This window comes from Sessilibacter sp. MAH1 (assembly GCF_054658315.1).
In genome coordinates this window covers 33,312-50,426 of the sequence record NZ_BAAGIC010000008.1, presented here as the reverse complement: position 1 = coordinate 50,426, position 17,115 = coordinate 33,312, and the positions used below count along the sequence as shown (strand labels likewise).

The 17,115-nt window shown below is 41.1% G+C and carries 15 protein-coding genes and 1 tRNA gene; 13 read left to right on the top strand and 3 right to left on the bottom strand.

What is annotated here, in order from left to right:
• Positions 1-2: 2 nt before the first annotated feature.
• From rsxC to rsxA, 3 genes are all read right to left on the bottom strand, one after another.
• Entirely contained in the window at positions 3-1,460 is a 1,458-nt protein-coding gene (rsxC, locus tag ACYQ28_RS09690) for an electron transport complex subunit RsxC (RefSeq protein WP_460049682.1), read from the bottom strand.
• A gap of 349 nt (positions 1,461-1,809) precedes the next feature.
• Positions 1,810-2,337, bottom strand: coding sequence for an RnfABCDGE type electron transport complex subunit B (locus ACYQ28_RS09685; protein ID WP_460049681.1), 528 nt, complete (start codon positions 2,335-2,337; stop codon positions 1,810-1,812).
• Between the two features lie 147 nt (positions 2,338-2,484).
• Positions 2,485-3,057, bottom strand: coding sequence for an electron transport complex subunit RsxA (rsxA, locus tag ACYQ28_RS09680; protein WP_460049680.1), 573 nt, complete (start codon positions 3,055-3,057; stop codon positions 2,485-2,487).
• A gap of 713 nt (positions 3,058-3,770) precedes the next feature.
• Between rsxA and nifL the strand changes: the two genes are divergently transcribed.
• From nifL to ACYQ28_RS09615, 13 genes are all read left to right on the top strand, one after another.
• Positions 3,771-5,399 (top strand): nitrogen fixation negative regulator NifL, encoded by a 1,629-nt coding sequence (gene nifL, locus ACYQ28_RS09675; RefSeq protein ID WP_460049679.1) that lies wholly within the window; start codon positions 3,771-3,773, stop codon positions 5,397-5,399.
• An 18-nt stretch (positions 5,400-5,417) separates the two neighbouring features.
• Positions 5,418-7,001: a nif-specific transcriptional activator NifA gene (gene nifA / locus ACYQ28_RS09670; RefSeq protein WP_460049678.1), complete on the top strand. Its 1,584-nt coding sequence runs from the start codon at positions 5,418-5,420 to the stop codon at positions 6,999-7,001.
• 727 nt (positions 7,002-7,728) lie between these two features.
• A complete protein-coding gene (nifB, locus tag ACYQ28_RS09665) occupies positions 7,729-9,228 on the top strand; it encodes a nitrogenase cofactor biosynthesis protein NifB (protein WP_460049677.1) in 1,500 nt (499 codons plus the stop codon).
• A 296-nt stretch (positions 9,229-9,524) separates the two neighbouring features.
• The gene (locus ACYQ28_RS09660; RefSeq protein WP_460049676.1) at positions 9,525-9,809 is read left to right on the top strand and encodes a 4Fe-4S dicluster domain-containing protein; all 285 of its coding nucleotides are present in this window, start codon (positions 9,525-9,527) and stop codon (positions 9,807-9,809) included.
• A gap of 227 nt (positions 9,810-10,036) precedes the next feature.
• Entirely contained in the window at positions 10,037-10,456 is a 420-nt protein-coding gene (locus tag ACYQ28_RS09655; RefSeq protein ID WP_460049675.1) for an ArsC/Spx/MgsR family protein, read from the top strand.
• A gap of 75 nt (positions 10,457-10,531) precedes the next feature.
• Positions 10,532-11,251 (top strand): nitrogen fixation protein NifQ, encoded by a 720-nt coding sequence (locus tag ACYQ28_RS09650; RefSeq protein WP_460049674.1) that lies wholly within the window; start codon positions 10,532-10,534, stop codon positions 11,249-11,251.
• Between the two features lie 2 nt (positions 11,252-11,253).
• Positions 11,254-13,080, top strand: a complete 1,827-nt coding sequence (locus ACYQ28_RS09645) for a SagB/ThcOx family dehydrogenase (RefSeq protein WP_460049673.1) — start codon at positions 11,254-11,256, stop codon at positions 13,078-13,080.
• Between the two features lie 323 nt (positions 13,081-13,403).
• Positions 13,404-14,198 carry an ankyrin repeat domain-containing protein gene (locus ACYQ28_RS09640; RefSeq protein ID WP_460049672.1) on the top strand — a complete coding sequence of 265 codons (795 nt, stop codon included), beginning with the start codon at positions 13,404-13,406 and terminating at the stop codon, positions 14,196-14,198.
• Between the two features lie 54 nt (positions 14,199-14,252).
• Positions 14,253-14,570 (top strand): Grx4 family monothiol glutaredoxin, encoded by a 318-nt coding sequence (grxD, locus tag ACYQ28_RS09635; RefSeq protein ID WP_460049671.1) that lies wholly within the window; start codon positions 14,253-14,255, stop codon positions 14,568-14,570.
• 13 nt (positions 14,571-14,583) lie between these two features.
• The gene (locus ACYQ28_RS09630) at positions 14,584-14,847 is read left to right on the top strand and encodes a BolA family protein (protein ID WP_460049670.1); all 264 of its coding nucleotides are present in this window, start codon (positions 14,584-14,586) and stop codon (positions 14,845-14,847) included.
• Between the two features lie 206 nt (positions 14,848-15,053).
• A complete protein-coding gene (locus ACYQ28_RS09625; protein ID WP_460049669.1) occupies positions 15,054-15,788 on the top strand; it encodes a dinitrogenase iron-molybdenum cofactor biosynthesis protein in 735 nt (244 codons plus the stop codon).
• Between the two features lie 261 nt (positions 15,789-16,049).
• Complete coding sequence (locus ACYQ28_RS09620; protein ID WP_460049668.1) at positions 16,050-16,709, top strand: ceramidase domain-containing protein; 660 nt, start codon at positions 16,050-16,052, stop codon at positions 16,707-16,709.
• Positions 16,710-16,854: 145 nt separating this feature from the next.
• Positions 16,855-16,931, top strand: a tRNA-Met gene (locus ACYQ28_RS09615).
• The last annotated feature ends 184 nt before the right edge of the window (positions 16,932-17,115 follow it).

The window sequence follows — 17,115 nt, the reverse complement described above, 5'->3', positions numbered from 1 at the left end:
AATTATTCAGCCTCTGCTTTTAAAGGTTTTTTGGATTTAGCTTGTTTGGCAGCTTTGGCCGCAGCTTTTGCCTGGGCTTCTTTTTCTTTTCGTTCACGTTTAGAGTCGGCCAGCTCGCGGGTAAAATCGGCGCGACGATTTTCAACTTGTTGTTTACTCAGCTCACCTTTGGCGTACTGAAAATAATGCACCAGTGGAATGTGTGAAGGGCACACATAAGCGCAAGATCCGCACAATATACAGTCCTTTAATCCGTATTCTTTTGCACCATCAAAATCTTGATGTTTACTGTGATTGGCCATTTCGAGAGGTACTAAACCCATTGGGCAGGCATCAACGCATCGGCCGCAGCGAATGCAGGGCGACGATCCTTCATCGGATATTTCTTTGCGTGTTAATGCTAAAACGCCGCCGGAACCTTTATTTAAAGGTACATTTAGATTTGGCATAATGTGGCCCATCATGGGGCCGCCTAAAATAATTCGGTCGGGCTCTGCTAAAACACCACCACAGTGTTCTACGAAGTGTGAAAGTGGTGTGCCAATTAATGCCTCGACATTTTGAGGCTGTTTTATCGCACCTCCTGAGACCGTAACAATACGAGAAATTAACGGTTCACCTTGGGTGAGTGCGCGTGCAATTGCGTAGGTGGTTGCAACGTTGTGCATTAATACGCCCACGTCGGAACTGCGCCCACCCGCCGGTACTTCTTTGCCAATAACGGCTTGTATCATCTGTTTGGCAGAGCCCATTGGGTACCGTGTTGGCACTACGACCACATCAACATTTTCGACGTTGTTAGTTGCTTTGCGCATAGCGTCGATGGCTTGCGTCTTATTGTCTTCAATGGCAATAACGGCACGGTCGGCATCGATGATGTAGCGTATCAAACGCGCACCTAACACAATGTCATCGGCGCGTTCGCGCATTAATCGATCGTCTGCGGTTAAATAGGGTTCGCATTCACCGCCATTAATAATTAAAGTTTCTATGTGAGTTTTTGTAGCCGAAATTAATTTGATTGCCGAGGGAAACGATGCGCCACCCATGCCGACTATTCCTGCTTGATCAATTCGATCGGATAATAATTTTTTATCCAGAGTAAATGGATCAAGGTTAGATGTGTTTGGTATGGCCTGATCTTTTCCATCGACTGCAATGACAATTGCGGTGCTCTCTAAACCCGAAGGGTGAGCTGCAACTACCGGCATAATATTGCTGACAATTCCAGATGTTGGTGCGTGTATAGGGGCAGATAAGCCTGGACCATTTTTCGCGATTAATTGGCCTTTTAAAACGTAATCGCCCACTTTTACAATTGGTATTGCGTCGCTGCCTGCGTGTTGGCGTAAAGCTATTCTTAATTCTTTGGGAAGTGGCAGTGTTTTTATGGGTAATTGCGATGACATCTCTTTAAAGCCGTCGGGATGAACACCGCCTCTAAATGGAGAAAACCACATAAAACACTCCTGGAAATTATCGAAATACCTGAGATCACTCTGAAAAAGTTATTGCTACCAATCAGAGGTTTGCATTTTTAGTTAAAGGAAATTCCGATTAACCTGGAGTTTCCAGTAACATAGGGACGAATTAATCAGATGACCCTAAAAATAGTCTCGCCCAAAATTCAATTACAAAAAATATAGGAAACTCTGATTAACCTAGAGTTTTTCGCGACACAAGGATGTGTCGCCAATTTCAAGAACTGTAAGTGATTGAAATTGTGAAGAAATTGGAAATCACATTTTCAATTTCTACCCTCTGATTAAATCAAGGATGAGTTAATCAGAGGTTCCTATAATTAAAAAATTACGCCACTTTCTGCGGTTGTGGCCATTGCCAATTATCAATGGTTACCAATTCAGGTTTCATTTCAATGCAATCTTCTGGACAGGCTTTTTGACAAGCTTTACAGCCGGTACAGGCCTCGCTGAAAACTACATGAATTTGTTTGTTGGCACCGACAATGGCGTCAGTGGGGCATACCTTCGAGCAGCGCATACAGCCGGTACACAATTCGCGATTAATTTGAGCGAAAAATATCTCGTCACTGAGGTCATCAAGATTTACATCGATTCCGAGTTTTTGTGCGATTGTTTCGGCCAGCGTTTTTCCACCAGGAGGACAGCAGGTTACAGGGGCATTACCCGAGGCAATAGCCTCTGCCGCCGGAGTACAGCCCGCAAAACCACATTGACCGCATTGTGTGCCTGGCATCATGGCTACAATTTCTTCTACCAGAGGATCACCTTCTACGCGAAATACACGTCCCGCATAACCTAAACCTAAGCCCAGAGATAAACCCATTACAGTTAAAACACCAATGGCTGCGATCATGTAATAAAGCTCCAATGTAAAAACGGAATTTATCGGATAAATAAATTAACGAAAATTTTTGATGCTTTGCCGACCATTCAAAAGAGTTTGGCGTGGTTAGAGTTCTCTAAAATGATTTTTCTCTCGATTGAACTCCAGCCCCGGGTATTAAACTAGGCCGACAAACCCCATAAATATCATCGACAGTAATCCTGCTGTTATTAAACCCACCGGAGCACCCTCAAATACTTGTGGCACTTCGGCCAGAGCTAGACGCTGGCGTAGTCCGGCGAAAATTATCATAACCATAGAAAAACCAATCGCTGCGCCAAAGCCATAAATCATGCTTTCAAAAAAACTAAATTGTTCCCGAACCGTGAGCAGCGATACACCAAGGACTGCGCAATTGGTGGTAATTAGTGGCAGAAATACACCTAGACTCTGGTAGAGCGCTTGGCTGGTTTTCTTTAAATAGAGTTCGGTAAATTGCACAACCGCAGCGACAATTAAAATAAAGCTAAGTGTTCTTAAAAACTGTAACTCTAGAGGCTGCAAAATTAAATGTTCGATTAACCAACCACACATTGCCGATAGAGTTAGTACAAATGTCGTTGCCAAACCCATTCCGGTAGCGGTCGAAATATTATTGGATACGCCCATAAAAGGACATAATCCAAGAAATTGAACAAGGACAACGTTGTTAACTAAAACCGTACCGACGATAATAAAAAATATATCCACGTTGCATTCCTCCAGTTAATAACGCAAATTGCATTTTGTATGCCACGGAAAAAAGCTGGATCAACCATGCGGTTTTGAATGTGTTTATGGGTAAAAAGGCAGATGGAGAGGTTTTGATTTGTTTTAAATCAAATTCGCTGTAGGTTTTCAGACAAATTATTTTTATGGCATTTTAATCGCATTGTTACTAATACGACAAAGCTCCGTGAGGAATGAATCAATTCCATTAAAAACAATAACTTATAATGTTAGCGTATTTGTTGCTACTGAGTATTGAGAAGTTTGTCAGCTGAAAATGCTTGTTTTTGACGCACGTTAAAGGCTAAATCGCACGGTTCAACTTTCTATGTTGGTGCAAAACAAATAAATGTTGAAACAGAAAACATTTATATTAATTTCATGAATTAAAAAATTATAAGTCCAAATTATTTTAGATGGTTTATACGTTTTTATCTTAAATTTTCTTCATTTCGATTTTTGTTTGAACGATATTATTATTTTTAATGAAGCTCTTAGTTTGAGTTTTTATTTACAAGAATATAAAAATAAATGCGTTGGATTTAAAATATAGCTAAACGCCAATGCTTACCAAAATTTATTTTTACACTGTGTTTTTCTGACGTTGCATGAGAGATAACGAGAAGTTGTAAACAACTTCAATCTGTGACAAACCGGACAGTATTCGGTGATAAACCTTGGAGTAGTGGCGCCTTATGAATAAGAGTTCTAGTTCACCCTTTAACATTCCGTCAACCATTGATTCTAAATCGCCAACCATTGGTCGAAATCGGCCATCGGGCGATCGCGGCGAAACGGTTCTTTCTAACGAAATTTTTTATAAGGCTGTCGAAAGTTGCCCGGTCGCTATTTCCATTACAGACCTGCACGCTAATATCCTTTATGTTAATAAAGCATTCAGTCAAGTCACAGCTTACGACACCGAAGAGGTGGTAGGTAAGAACGAATCGATTCTTTCTAATCACACGACTCCGCCTCTGGTATACGAAACCCTATGGGGAAGGTTATTTCAGAAAAAACCTTGGGTAGGTGTTTTGGTAAATCGGAAAAAAGACAACACTCGATATTTGGCCGAGCTGACCGTTGCTCCGGTTATGGATGAGACCGGAAGAGTTACCAATTATTTAGGTATGCATCGCGATGTTACCGACATGCATCGCTTACAAAGCCAAGTCACCAATAATAAGTCGTTAATTGAAGCGGTTGTTAATTCCAGTCCATCTCCAACCGTTGTGTTGGATCAGCAGGGTAAGGTTCTACTCGATAATTTAAGCTATAAGGCGCTTGCGTCGGATATGGGTAAAGAGCCCATTGAAGAAGTTATTAATGCGTTAAACGCACAAATTGACGGATTTTCTTTGCAAAGAGGCGGCGGTGTTCAGGTAAATGGAACCGAATTGTCTTTTGATATGAGCGGTTTTGGCACTCGGTCTTTTACCTGTTTCGCGACCCCAATAACCGTTAATGATGACTCTATCGATTATTTCTTTGATCGCGCCACCTACACGTACACGCTGTTTGTATTAAATGAAATTACCGGGTTAAGACGACGTCAAGATCAGCTGCGGCTGCATACTTTAAAAGAGTTGGTTGCAGAAGAAGAATTTATCCGATCAATGACCGAGACCTACCACGGTGCAATCCATCAACTTGAAAAACCGGTCAACATGATTGCCGCTGCGGTATCTTTACTGGAAAAAAGAGCCAATAAAGATAACCGTGCCGACGACCCGGTTCTTGATGCTGTAAGAGCTGCGTTAAATGAAGGTAAAAAGGCGCTGGATATTCTCACTAATCAAGCCCCGGTCTGGCAAAACACATCAACTAATTCCGTCAATATTAATCAAGTTACCCGAGAAGTTATTTCTATTTGTGCAGAAAAAATGAGTGCCGCAGGTGTTGAATTCTTTTGGCATCCCGAGCCTCATCTTCCGGGAATTATTGGTGGTGAGAATCGCCTGCGAACAATGATAAAGCAGCTGGTTGATAACGCTATCGAATCGATTGAAATGAGCCGAGCGTCGGTGCGTGATTTAACAATCAGTAGTTATTTAGAAAACGATTTTGTGGTACTCGAAGTTGTTGATACTGGATCGGGAATTAGCAATGATTTATCGCTAAAAGTGTTTGAGCCATTTTTTACAACAAAACGTGCAGTTAATGGTAATCGCGGAATGGGTTTAAGTATGGTTCAAGAAATTGTGAATGAACACGCAGGCTTAGTGTCAATTGGGCCCGCAAATAACGACACAACTGAAGGTGAAGACGGTTTTCCCGGATGCAAAGTTACTGTGCATCTACCTATTACTGCGCAAGAACAATAATTTCCCTTCGGAGGTCGTATGATGAATGCATTTAATCCGCAAGATCGATCGCCGATGTTTGAAAATCGGCAAAAATTGCTCGAAAAAGAATTTGAGGTGGCCTATCAATTATCTCGAATTTTGTGCAAGTCTTTGGAATTGGATAAAACCCATCTGGAAGCGCTGCGATTATTGGATCAGGAAGTTGGTCTGGCCAACGGAATTATTGCTCTTGCCGATAACGAACAAAAAGAGCTGCGTATTAATGCAATAAATATTGATGATCCATTAGTGAAAAAACAGGCCCACAGCGTTCGTTACAAAGCGGGTGAAGGTATTTTAGGTAAGATATTATCGAGTGGCGAAAGTATTGTTTTAGGGCGTGTTGCAAGCGCACCCGATTTTTTGCATAAACTCGATTTGTACGATTATGATTTGCCTTTTATCGGTGTTCCTATTAAAACCGCAGAAGGTGTTGTACAAGGTGTTATTGCCGTTCAACCGGATTTTCCAGCGCAGGAATGGTTGTCGGATTTAACGCGATTGTTAAACTTCTCAGCGAATCTTTTCTCTCACAATCTTCGTGCTGGTTCTTCCTCCAGTAATGTTTCATCCATTCAAACCATAGATCATGGCGATCAGCAACGCAAAAATCGCGTCAAATTCAGTTTTGATAAAATGGTTGTTGGTAGCTCCGATTCGATGCGAAAAATTTTCGAGCAAATTAAACGCGTGGGTAAATGGGACAGTACCGTACTGATCCGCGGCGAGTCGGGTACCGGTAAGGAGCTAATCGCCAGTTCTATTCATTACAATTCACCTCGTAGCAACAAACCTTTTGTAAAACTCAATTGTGCTGCGTTGCCTGAAAACCTTTTAGAATCTGAATTATTTGGTCACGAAAAAGGCGCTTTTACCGGTGCCATAAAGCAACGGCAAGGTCGTTTTGAACAAGCCGACGGCGGAACTTTATTCTTAGACGAAATTGGTGAAATTTCTCCAATGTTCCAAGCGAAGTTGTTGCGGGTTTTACAAGAGAGCGAGTTAGAACGAGTTGGTGGCAACCAAACCATTAAAGTTAATGTTCGTATTGTTGCCGCAACTAACAGAAATTTAGAAAGCGATATTGAAGAAGGCAAGTTTAGGGAAGACCTTTATTATCGCCTCAACGTAATGCCTATTAATTTGCCGCCGCTTCGGGAACGGGTCGAAGATATTCCAGAATTATCGGAGTTCTTGGTGGATAAAATCGGTAAACAACAAGGTCGTCCTTTAAGAATTACCGATGGAGCAATTCGAACACTCATGTCGCACAATTGGCCGGGCAATGTTCGCGAGCTTGAAAACTGCTTAGAACGTGCGGCGGTTATGTGTGAGGATGGCAGTATTGATTTGGATGTTATTTCTATGACAACCAATGAACAGCCCAAATTCGAACCGGCAAGACCGGTGGTATCCGACGTAGATTTAAACGATCAAAATCTCGATGAGCGTGAACGCGTTACCGCTGCGCTCGAACAAGCGGGCTGGGTACAGGCCAGAGCCGCAAGACTGTTAGGAATGACGCCACGACAAATTGCTTATCGTATTCAAACGTTAAAAATTAATATGCGGAAAATTTAAAGTTAAGAGCTAGCGGTTGTTGTAAAAAGTGGTTTAAAACGAAACTCGTGTTTTTTATAGGTATCAACCTCTGATTAACTCTTGCCTGATTTAATCAGAGGGCAGTAATTGATCCTGTGATTGCTATTTTCGATACAATTTTCTTGATGTGCTGTTTTTGAATTCCTTGATGCGCTGTTTTTGAAACCGGTGACAAATTCTTAGGTTGCTGAAAAATCAGGATTAATCTGAGTTTCTTTTTAGCTGCTGCAAGTCGTTTTAGTGATTCTTATTTTTATAATATTGTAATTGTTTGCTTTTTATCAAACAATTACCTAGCAAAACTCTTGTTATTTTAATCTTTTTTCTGTTGTTAAATAGACATTTTTGTTGTTTCAGTTTGTTGATGTTTGTGTCGTTAAACCGACAATTATTTAAAAAACCCTTGTAAAACAAGCTTGTAAGCTTTTATTTATCGCGGCACAGAGGTTGCATTTAACCAATGACTACAAACAGAGGTAGTTCGTCGGTAAATAAAATGTGCTCTAACAATTTAAAATAATGTATCTAAGTGTTTTTTGTTGAAAATATTTTTGGCTGAGAATGCAGAGATTTTATTGTTTAACTGTTTAAGCATTTGTTGCTCGGTGAATCGCAATTAATTTTGTCAAATGACAAGGTTAACACCAAAGCCGACGATCCACTTCCTAAAACCAATTTTGTGATATGGCAGGTTAAGGAGTTCATTATGGATCTTAGCGTGATAAATGAAGCAGTATCTGCAAGTGAGGAGGGGGGATGTTCTTCGGGCTCTTGCGGTAGTACAGACGATCAAATGTCTCATCTGCCCGAGGATATTCGCCAGAAAGTCTATAATCATCCTTGTTATTCAGAAGAAGCGCATCATTATTTTGCGCGCATGCACGTTGCGGTGGCTCCGGCCTGTAATATTCAATGTCACTACTGTAATCGTAAATACGATTGCGCCAACGAGTCTCGTCCCGGTGTTGTTTCAGAATTACTGTCGCCAGAAGAAGCCGTGATGAAGACAAAGGCCGTTGCGGCGAATATTCCGCAGATGACCGTGTTAGGTATTGCCGGACCCGGCGACCCATTAGCAAATCCAGAACGCACTTTTAAAACATTCCGCATGCTTACCCAAGAGACGCCAGACATTAAATTGTGTGTTTCTACCAATGGTTTAGCGTTGCCCGAGAGTGTTGAAGAGCTAGCAAAAACCAACATAGACCACGTTACTATCACTATTAATACCGTCGATCCAGAAATTGGTGCCAAAATTTATCCATGGATTTATTGGAATAATCGCCGTATTCACGGAATTAAAGGTGCAAAAATTCTGATCGAGCAACAGCAAAAAGGTCTTGAAATGCTTGCCGCTCGGGGCATTTTAGTGAAAGTAAATTCGGTGATGATTCCGGGTGTTAATGATCAGCATTTAAAAGAAGTGAGCCGTATCGTTAAATCGAAAGGTGCATTTTTACATAACGTAATGCCATTAATTGCCGAAGCCGAGCACGGTACTTTTTATGGTGTGATGGGTCAACGCGGACCAACCCCCGAAGAATTACAAGATTTGCAAGATCAATGTTCGGGTGATATGAACATGATGCGTCACTGCCGTCAATGTCGTGCCGACGCTGTGGGTCTTTTAGGCGAAGATCGCGGTGAAGAATTCACGTTAGATAAAATCGCTAAAATGGATATCGACTACGGTAAAGCCATGAAAGTACGTGCGGCTGTTCATCAAGGTATTGAAGAAGAACTCGCAGAGAAACAAGCGAAAAAAGCCCGTTTAGCCGCAGCCGCAACGCCGGTCATAAGCAGTAAAAAATATCGACCCGTGCTTATGGCAGTTGCAACCAGTGGCCAAGGTGTAATTAATCAACATTTTGGTCACGCTACCGAATTTTTAATTTATGAAGCATCTCAAGACGGTGTTCGCTTTATTAGCCACCGCAAGGTCGATCAATATTGTATTGGTGGCGACAGTTGTGGCGAAAAAGAAAGTGCATTGGCCGGAAGTATTCGGGCATTGCAAGGTTGTGAGGCCGTACTCTGCTCTAAAATTGGTTTTGAACCCTGGGGTCTTTTGGAAGAAGCCGGAATTCAACCCAATGGCGAACACGCCATGGAGCCAATTGACGACGCGGTAATGGCTGTTTATCAAGAGATGATTGAATCTGGCGCTTTGGAAGAAGTTGAAGAGGAAAGTCTCGCCACTGCCTGATTGATATAAGCACTCTCGATTATCGAGAGTGCTTTTTTATATAGGAAACTCTGATTAACCTAGAGTTTCTCGCGACACAAGGAAGTGTCGCCAATTTCAAGAACGGTAAGTGATTGAAATTGTGAACAAATTGAAAATTGCATTTTCAATTTCTGTCCTCTGATTAAATCGAGAACGAGTTATTCAGAAGTCCTATAAGATACGTTAATAAACCTTGGTACCGGTATTTTTTGATAGTTATCATTTTCTACTATTACTATCAAGGTTAAATGCTGAATAAAATCGGAGATGCTGAAATGTCATTATCCATTGTTGATTCCTGTGTAAGTTGTCATGCCTGTTCTGCGGTTTGCCCAAACGATGCGATTTATCTTTCTGCTGACGTTAAACATTTTGTTATTGATCCCAAAAAATGCACCGAGTGTGAGGGCGATTACGCTGATCCGCAGTGTTCTAGTATTTGCCCAATTGAAGAAACCATATTGGATGCGCAGGGTAATGCCATCAATCCAATGGGTTCACTAACCGGTATTCCTCCTGAAAAAATGGAAGAAGCTCTGCGAGAAATTCAGGCAAGATAAAAATTATAGGAACCTCTGATTAACTCATCCATGATTTAATCAGAGGACAGAAATTGACAATGCGATTTCCAATTTGTTCACAATTTCAATCGCTTACCGTTCTTGAAATTGGCGACACATCCTAGTGTCGCGAGAAACTCAGGTTAATCAGAGTTTCCTATATTCTTAAGACTGGCATTTTGTTGTTACAGTGGATTGAAAATTTGTTGTTACAGTGGATTGAAAAATTGAGCAGACCTAAGGTTATTTTCTACGGCAAGCCGACTTGTATTAATAATCGTAAGCAGAGAAAAATTTTGCAAGAGGCGGGTATAGAATTTCAAGAAGAAAATTTATTAACCTATCCTTGGCGCAAAGAAACGCTCATTTCGTATTTTGTTAATGCGCCAAAGTCACAATGGTACAATAAGACTGCACCTGCAATAAAACAGGGAGATATGACTCCTGATTCCATGACGGAAGATCAGTTACTTGATGCTATGTGTCTTGATCCGGTATTGATTCGGCGTCCATTGATTAGTATCGATGATTTTAAAACGGTGGGTTTCGATTGGCCAATGTTAGCCGATCTTTTGAAGGTTGATAAAGCTCTGGCCGAGCAATTAGTAAAACCTAATGACGATGTTGAAACCTGCGTGAAGGTATAGGAACCTCTGATTAAATATGGATGAGTTAATCACAGGTTACTATAGTTTGTTTAGCGCTATTGAAATGGGTTGATTATGAATAATCTTGTACACAAACTGATTCTTAGTGAAAAAATAAAAGATTTTTTAGGATCTACCACTGAATATTTCAGTCATGATAGTGCGCAAACCTTGAGTGGCAATGAGCAGAATCGATATAGAGCCGATCAATCTGTTTCTAAAGAAAATAACTCCAACCAGCTGCATTTTTTTAATTGCCGAGTCTTTCTAGAAATTGTTCGTTCACAACGCCAAGGGCTCACCTGTTTACCTCATAACCTAGGCTTGTCTCCTAAACATCAGACACAATTTAAAAATGCGTTGTATTTATTTTTAGGTAAACGATCTGAAGATCATCAGATCTATAACGATTTATTTGCAACACAAGCTGAAGACGACGATTTAAGGCAATCCTTACTAGAAATGCGTTTGGATGAATGGCAAGAAATTAAAGATTTATTGCTGCTTGATGTGACTGTAATTGACGCAAGTGTGGAATGGATGGCCGAAATTGTTGCTGCTGCCTGTATGGGCGGTGATCATTTGTGGCGAGATTTAGGCTTGCCTAACCGTGCAATGCTGGGTGATTTATTACTGAATAATTTTCGTGATTTGGCCTTAAAAAACACCAAAGACATGAAGTGGAAAAAGTTTTTTTATAAGCAATTGTGCGAGCGTGAAGGTGGTTATGTTTGTCGCGCGCCAAGTTGTGAACAATGTGCGGCCTATCAGGAATGTTTTGGCCCAGAGGAGTAATTGTGGTCGAAACTACAGCCCCGCCTTTTGAAAAACAGAACCAAAAACCCAAGCCAGAAAATCCAGAATGTTCATCAGTTAATGATATTATTTTGGATTACCATCAACGAACTAAACATCGTTTCGAAGCATACGCCCGAGGGCCAGATACTCTCGATTGGGACGATCAACCCAACGTGTTTCGTACCTTCAACAAGGCACCAAAAACTTTTCTACCTCTAACCTACAGCGCCGGAATACCATTTAATGATTTTTTTAAGAATCCGAGTGCGATGGATTCCGGGTCGGAATTATCTCAACCTTTTAGCAAACAAAGTATTGCTGAGTTTTTACGCTTTGGGTTCGGATTAAGCGCGTGGAAGCAACTCGGCCCTGATTCTTGGAGTCTTCGCGTAAATCCTTCCAGCGGTAATTTACATCCTACCGAAACCTACCTAATTATTCCCGATCATTTAATCATTCCTGACGATTCCGAAAAGGCAGATCGAGATGCTGCCAGTTTATGGCATTATTCGGTGTTAGATCACAGTTTAGAGCGACGCTCGCATTTATCCATGCCTCAATCATCGGGCTTTTTTGTTGCCTTTAGTTCTATTGTTGGACGTGAGTCATGGAAATACGGAGAGCGTGCATTTCGATATGCTCAATTAGACATAGGCCACGCAATATCCTGTGCTGCCTACGCAGCTAAAAATTTAGGATGGCAATGCTGTTTGATCGATAACTTATCCCCGCAGGCGCTATCGGAATTTTTAGGTTTTAACCACGAACATTATGTAGAAAATCTTCGGCGGGAAGAACAAGAGTCTTCGGATTGTTTGTTGTTTGTTTATTCGGGCGTTGTCACGAATGCTACAATCCAAAAATGGACAAACGCGCTTTTGTCACTTGATAAAAATCAAAACAACGAGAAAACAGACTCGAATCTGTTTTTGGGTTCTCCCAATCGATTAGGCGGTAGAAGCCCTTACAAGTGGCCAATTATAGAAAAAATACGCTCGGCCACAGAATGCTCAATAGTTAATGCTGATGATTCATTGTCTGCGCGAATCCTTAATTCACCCACAGAATTCTTTAGAAATACTGATGCAAGCCTAAATATTAGCGATAAATCGTTTTCGCAGGTGGCGTTATCGCGCCGCAGCGCACAGCGTTTTGATAAGTCTGAGCTATCGTTAGACGATTTTATTGCTCTTTTAGATGCACTCGTAATTTACGATCAACCCATATTAAATAATGCCGATAAACACGGTTCGCAATTCAACTTAGATTTTATTTTTTTGGTTCACAATGTGCAGGGACTCGTACCAGGTGTGTACAGTTTAGGCGATTCTTCGGATACCTTGTTGAGATTACAAAATTCTCAAGACAATGAACCACTCAATACCAATGTGTTGGATCATTCTGAACGGACGGAATTAAATACGAAGTATCCATTGCAATTATTAAAATCGCTTGACTGCCGTAAATTGGCGGCACGTATGTGTTGCCAGCAGGCGATTGCTTCAGATTGTGCGTTTACGGTTGGATATTTGGCGCCTTTAATGTCTGTTCTCCAAGCCCGACAGGGATTAGGTTACAAGCAATTGTATTGGCAGGCTGGTGCTTTGGCGCAGCAAATTTATTACACCGCTACGGCGAGAAATTTAGCCGCAACAGGCATCGGTTGTTTTTTTGATGATCCTTTTCACGAGCTTTTAGGTTTAAAAGGATTTGATCGACAATTTGTTTATCAAATGGCGGTGGGTAAGCCAATTGTGGATCACAGAATCACTAGCTTTTCTGGATATCATCATTTGAGAGATGAGCCCGAGTCGCTCCGATTTTAGGATTGATAACTTATAGGAACCTTTGACTAACCCATCCACGATTTAATCAGAGGATAGAAATTGAAGTTGGCGACACATTCTTGTGCTGCTGGAAACTCTGGGTCATTCGTAGTTTTTTATATTTTCGTTGTGATCAATTTATGTGTTTCTAAAATTTTTAAAGAGCTGTGTTTTTATAATCAAACCATTAATTAAATTTTAAGAAAATAACAATCAAAGTACAGAGAGATTTGCAAGCTTAACAACTTCTATTTAATTACATTTAACTTCTAATTACTTGCGCGAAGTGAGTTTATTGCCAAGTTCGAAACCCGAGGTGAAGCATGAATCCGTTTTCTAGCATAAACGTGTCGACAGCAAACGCTTTGATTGAACAAGAGAATGTTGTTATTCTTGATTTAAGAGACAGACTTTCGTACCGCTGTGGTCATATCACCAATGCGTTAAATTTTGGCAAAGAAAACTTAAAAATGTTTCTTCAGAACATGAATAAACATTTGTCGGTTCTGTTGTATTGTGACGACGGCTCAGAAAGTGAAGCAATGGCAGATTTATTTATGGATTTCGGTTTCCAGAAAGTATTTAGCCTCATTGGCGGGTATGAAGAATGGGTTAAATCACATCAAGTAAAAATGCCAAAACACGTTTGCGATTGGTTAAATGATCACGGTTATTCGTGTAACGATTTAAATCGAAAAGGTTTTAATGGTGAGACGGCATTGATGTACGCAGCGCGAAATGCAAAAACCGAATATGTTATAGAATTAATTGATCGCGGCGCTGATTTGGACGCAACGAATAACGATGGCAATACGGCAGTTTGGTTGGCCTGTTATGGTAATGATGAGCATACCTTACAAACGTTAATTGATGCCGGAGCTAATCTTGATACCCAAAACGATAACGGTGCCACCGCTCTAATTTATGCGGCCTCTGCTGGCCGCGAAGCGATGGTATTTACTCTGCTAAAAGCGGGCGCTAATCCTAAATTGGCAACGCTTGATGAGTTTACCGCTCTAGATGTTGCATCTACACCTAAAATTTTAAAGTGGCTAAAACACGTTAATAAAGGTCTGAGCATAGACTCTGCCCAGCAAACCTTATCGTTGGCAGTATAAACGTAGTAGGTTCGGAGTTTTATTTTTCGGTTCACTTTCTGAGAGGATTATATTTTGAGTACTACTGAAGAAAAAATTAAAAATCAAATTGCTTCTAATCCGGTTATTTTGTACATGAAAGGTATTCCCGAAGCGCCCGAGTGCGGTTTTTCTAAAGCCGCGGTGGCAGCACTAAAATCGGCCAATATTGAGTTTGCTTACGTTAATGTGTTGAAGTCACCCTTTATTCGTGAGCGTTTACCTAAGATTTCAAATTGGCCAACGTTCCCTCAATTATTTGTTCATGGTGAATTAATTGGTGGCAGCGATATTATTTGCGACATGGTTGCCGACGGCAGTTTAACAAAAGCATCTGTAGCGTCATTGGTTTAAGAGAGTTGCAGTTATGGAAATCAGTACCGTTGAAGAAAAAATACTGCAAACCGTAAGTGATGCAGAGATTGAAGTTAGTGGTGCAGATTGTGATTTTAACGTTACCATTGTAAGCGATACGTTTGATGGTATGAGTAAAATGAAACGTCAGCAGTTGGTTTTATCGGGTTTCACCGATCAGCTAGCCAGTGGAGAACTGCACGCGTTAAGCATTAGTGCGTTTACATTTGATGAGTGGAATGCTAAACCAACTGGTTTGGTGCAAATTTCTCTTTAGCATTCTCCGATACGTTCGTTTTTAATTAATTCACAATTTCAATCCGTTACCGTTCTTGAAACTAACGACACATTTAGTGTTGTTAGAAACTCTGCGATTATCAGAGTTTTTTATTGAAATTGTTAATACATCTTTGCAACTTCGGAAACACTGGATCATCTGGCGTTTCCTTTCATAAATTTCTCTATATTTGTGGAGTTAATCTAATGACTGCCCCTAATTTAGATCGCGAAGCTGCCCTAAAAATTGCTTTGGCAGCAAGAGTTTTACCGGGTATTTCGGTTGGTCAGTTGTTAGAAATTATATTTTCACGCTTAGACGGTGAAATTACCGAAGATACTTTAAAAACAGTAACTGTCACCGATTTAAAAACCAGCTTTGCCAGCGTAGATGGTGAGGAAGATGGCGAAGACATTGGTATTGGCTTGGAGGAAATGAAAGAGGCTGTACGGATTCTTTGGGGTGATAATGCCGAAGAAACGCGATTTGAACTGCAAACCTTTAACGGCCCGGTTGAAGGCAGTATTCGCGTTGCGGTGGCCTCTAATAGTGAGGAGCAGCTTAATGGGCATTTTGGTTCTTGCATTCGCTATTTAATTTATCAGATGAGTGCTACCGAATTAAAGTTAATTGATGCGCGCTCTGCATTACAGGCGGATTTTTCGGACGATAAAAACCTTTTTAGAGCCAATTTAATTAACGACTGTGATGTGGGTTATTTTGTGTCTGTCGGCGGACCTGCGGCAGCAAAGGTCATTCGTGCCGGTGTTTATCCCATTAAAGAAATCAGTGGCGGCGAAGCTCGTGAGGTTTTAGGCCGTTTACAAAAAGTTATGGCCCATAATCCACCGCCTTGGCTTGCCAAGTTATTAGGTGCTAGCGCTAAAGAACGAATTCGTTGTGAAGCGCTCAATGATTTTGAAGAAGAGCCGATTGCTTAGTTGATAACTCGTAACAATTGGGTCGCGTAATATTTTGTGTTGCTTTGGTTGTGTTAACGTTGTTTGGGTTGTATTAACGTTGCTGTGATTGTATTGAATTAGGGTTAATTTGATCGTAACAAGTTGCTTCGGATCTTATTGATTGGAGTTTTTTGCAGCTTGCTTTGGCCTGTTTTTATGTGAATATCTAGCATTCTGAGTGTGTACATGGTTTGATTCGATAACCAATTTTATCCACACTGAACAGGCCATTTAGAACGAATGATCGATTTTTATTGCGAGCGACTGGACGCGAGTTTTTGGGCAGAACCTTTCAATGCTGTTACCAACCTAGCGTTCATAATTGCTTTTATTGTTTTAATTCCCCGTGCGCGTGCTAATTTTCCCTTTCTTGAAGCCGGTGAACGAATTGTGCTTCTGGCCATGATGGCATTACTGGTTGCCATAGGTGTGGGCAGTAGTGCGTTTCATACACTCGCTAATCGCTGGTCTCTAATGGCCGACGTTGGCCCTATCACGCTGTTTCAATTGGTGTTTTTGGGCGGTTATCTTCGCTATGTTGTTAAAGTCTCACTAGTAACGGTGGCTATTGCGTTGATATCGTTCCTGGTATTAGGAACTCTGATTGGTCGGTTGCCCTTAGAGGTTAACGGTTCAGAATCTTACTTAGCACCTTTGGCCTTTGTGCTTGGCTTGGGTATCTATCACAAGATAACGAATCAACCTTCGAGTTGGATGTTGATTGGTGCGGCCGCCGTTTTTACTGTTTCGCTGTCGTTTCGAACCATCGATAATCAGATCTGTAATGCTTTCCCACTGGGAACACATTTTATTTGGCACTTGCTGAATGGTGTTGTGCTTTATCTGTGTGTACGAGCTTTTTTGCATTCTACCGATCGAAAGCTCGCTAAATTGACTTAAAAAACTGCTATTTGTTTGTTGGGTGAGCGAATTTAAAGTATTTAAAATTTTTTTCATTTAATCGCTTGACCCTGCATATGCTCCTCCCTATAATGCGCAGCCTCTGTTGGCGAGGTAGTAAAACACTTCAAAGACACGACGTTGATGCGGGGTGGAGCAGCCTGGTAGCTCGTCGGGCTCATAACCCGAAGGTCGTCGGTTCAAATCCGGCCCCCGCTACCAATTACGTTTAGTTGTTATTAATACTAAACCATGTGCGCTTTTTTCTCTTTGATGAGAAACGAGTAATTGTCAAAGCAGTATTTCTTTTTTATGTGTAAATACTGTCTGTGTAAATACTGTCTGTGTAAATACTGTCTGTGTAAATACTGTCTGTGTAAATACTGTCTGTGTAAATACTGTCTGT

Bases quoted from the DNA above. Each gene is read 5' to 3' on its own strand.
- rsxC (WP_460049682.1), bottom strand. From the start codon at position 1,460: ATGTGGTTTTCTCCATTTAGAGGCGGTGTTCATCCCGACGGCTTTAAA.
- ACYQ28_RS09685 (WP_460049681.1), bottom strand. From the start codon at position 2,337: ATGATCGCAGCCATTGGTGTTTTAACTGTAATGGGTTTATCTCTGGGC.
- nifL (WP_460049679.1), top strand. From the start codon at position 3,771: ATGAATAAGAGTTCTAGTTCACCCTTTAACATTCCGTCAACCATTGAT.
- nifA (WP_460049678.1), top strand. From the start codon at position 5,418: ATGATGAATGCATTTAATCCGCAAGATCGATCGCCGATGTTTGAAAAT.
- nifB (WP_460049677.1), top strand. From the start codon at position 7,729: ATGGATCTTAGCGTGATAAATGAAGCAGTATCTGCAAGTGAGGAGGGG.
- ACYQ28_RS09660 (WP_460049676.1), top strand. From the start codon at position 9,525: ATGTCATTATCCATTGTTGATTCCTGTGTAAGTTGTCATGCCTGTTCT.
- ACYQ28_RS09650 (WP_460049674.1), top strand. From the start codon at position 10,532: ATGAATAATCTTGTACACAAACTGATTCTTAGTGAAAAAATAAAAGAT.
- ACYQ28_RS09640 (WP_460049672.1), top strand. From the start codon at position 13,404: ATGAATCCGTTTTCTAGCATAAACGTGTCGACAGCAAACGCTTTGATT.
- ACYQ28_RS09630 (WP_460049670.1), top strand. From the start codon at position 14,584: ATGGAAATCAGTACCGTTGAAGAAAAAATACTGCAAACCGTAAGTGAT.
- ACYQ28_RS09625 (WP_460049669.1), top strand. From the start codon at position 15,054: ATGACTGCCCCTAATTTAGATCGCGAAGCTGCCCTAAAAATTGCTTTG.
- ACYQ28_RS09620 (WP_460049668.1), top strand. From the start codon at position 16,050: ATGATCGATTTTTATTGCGAGCGACTGGACGCGAGTTTTTGGGCAGAA.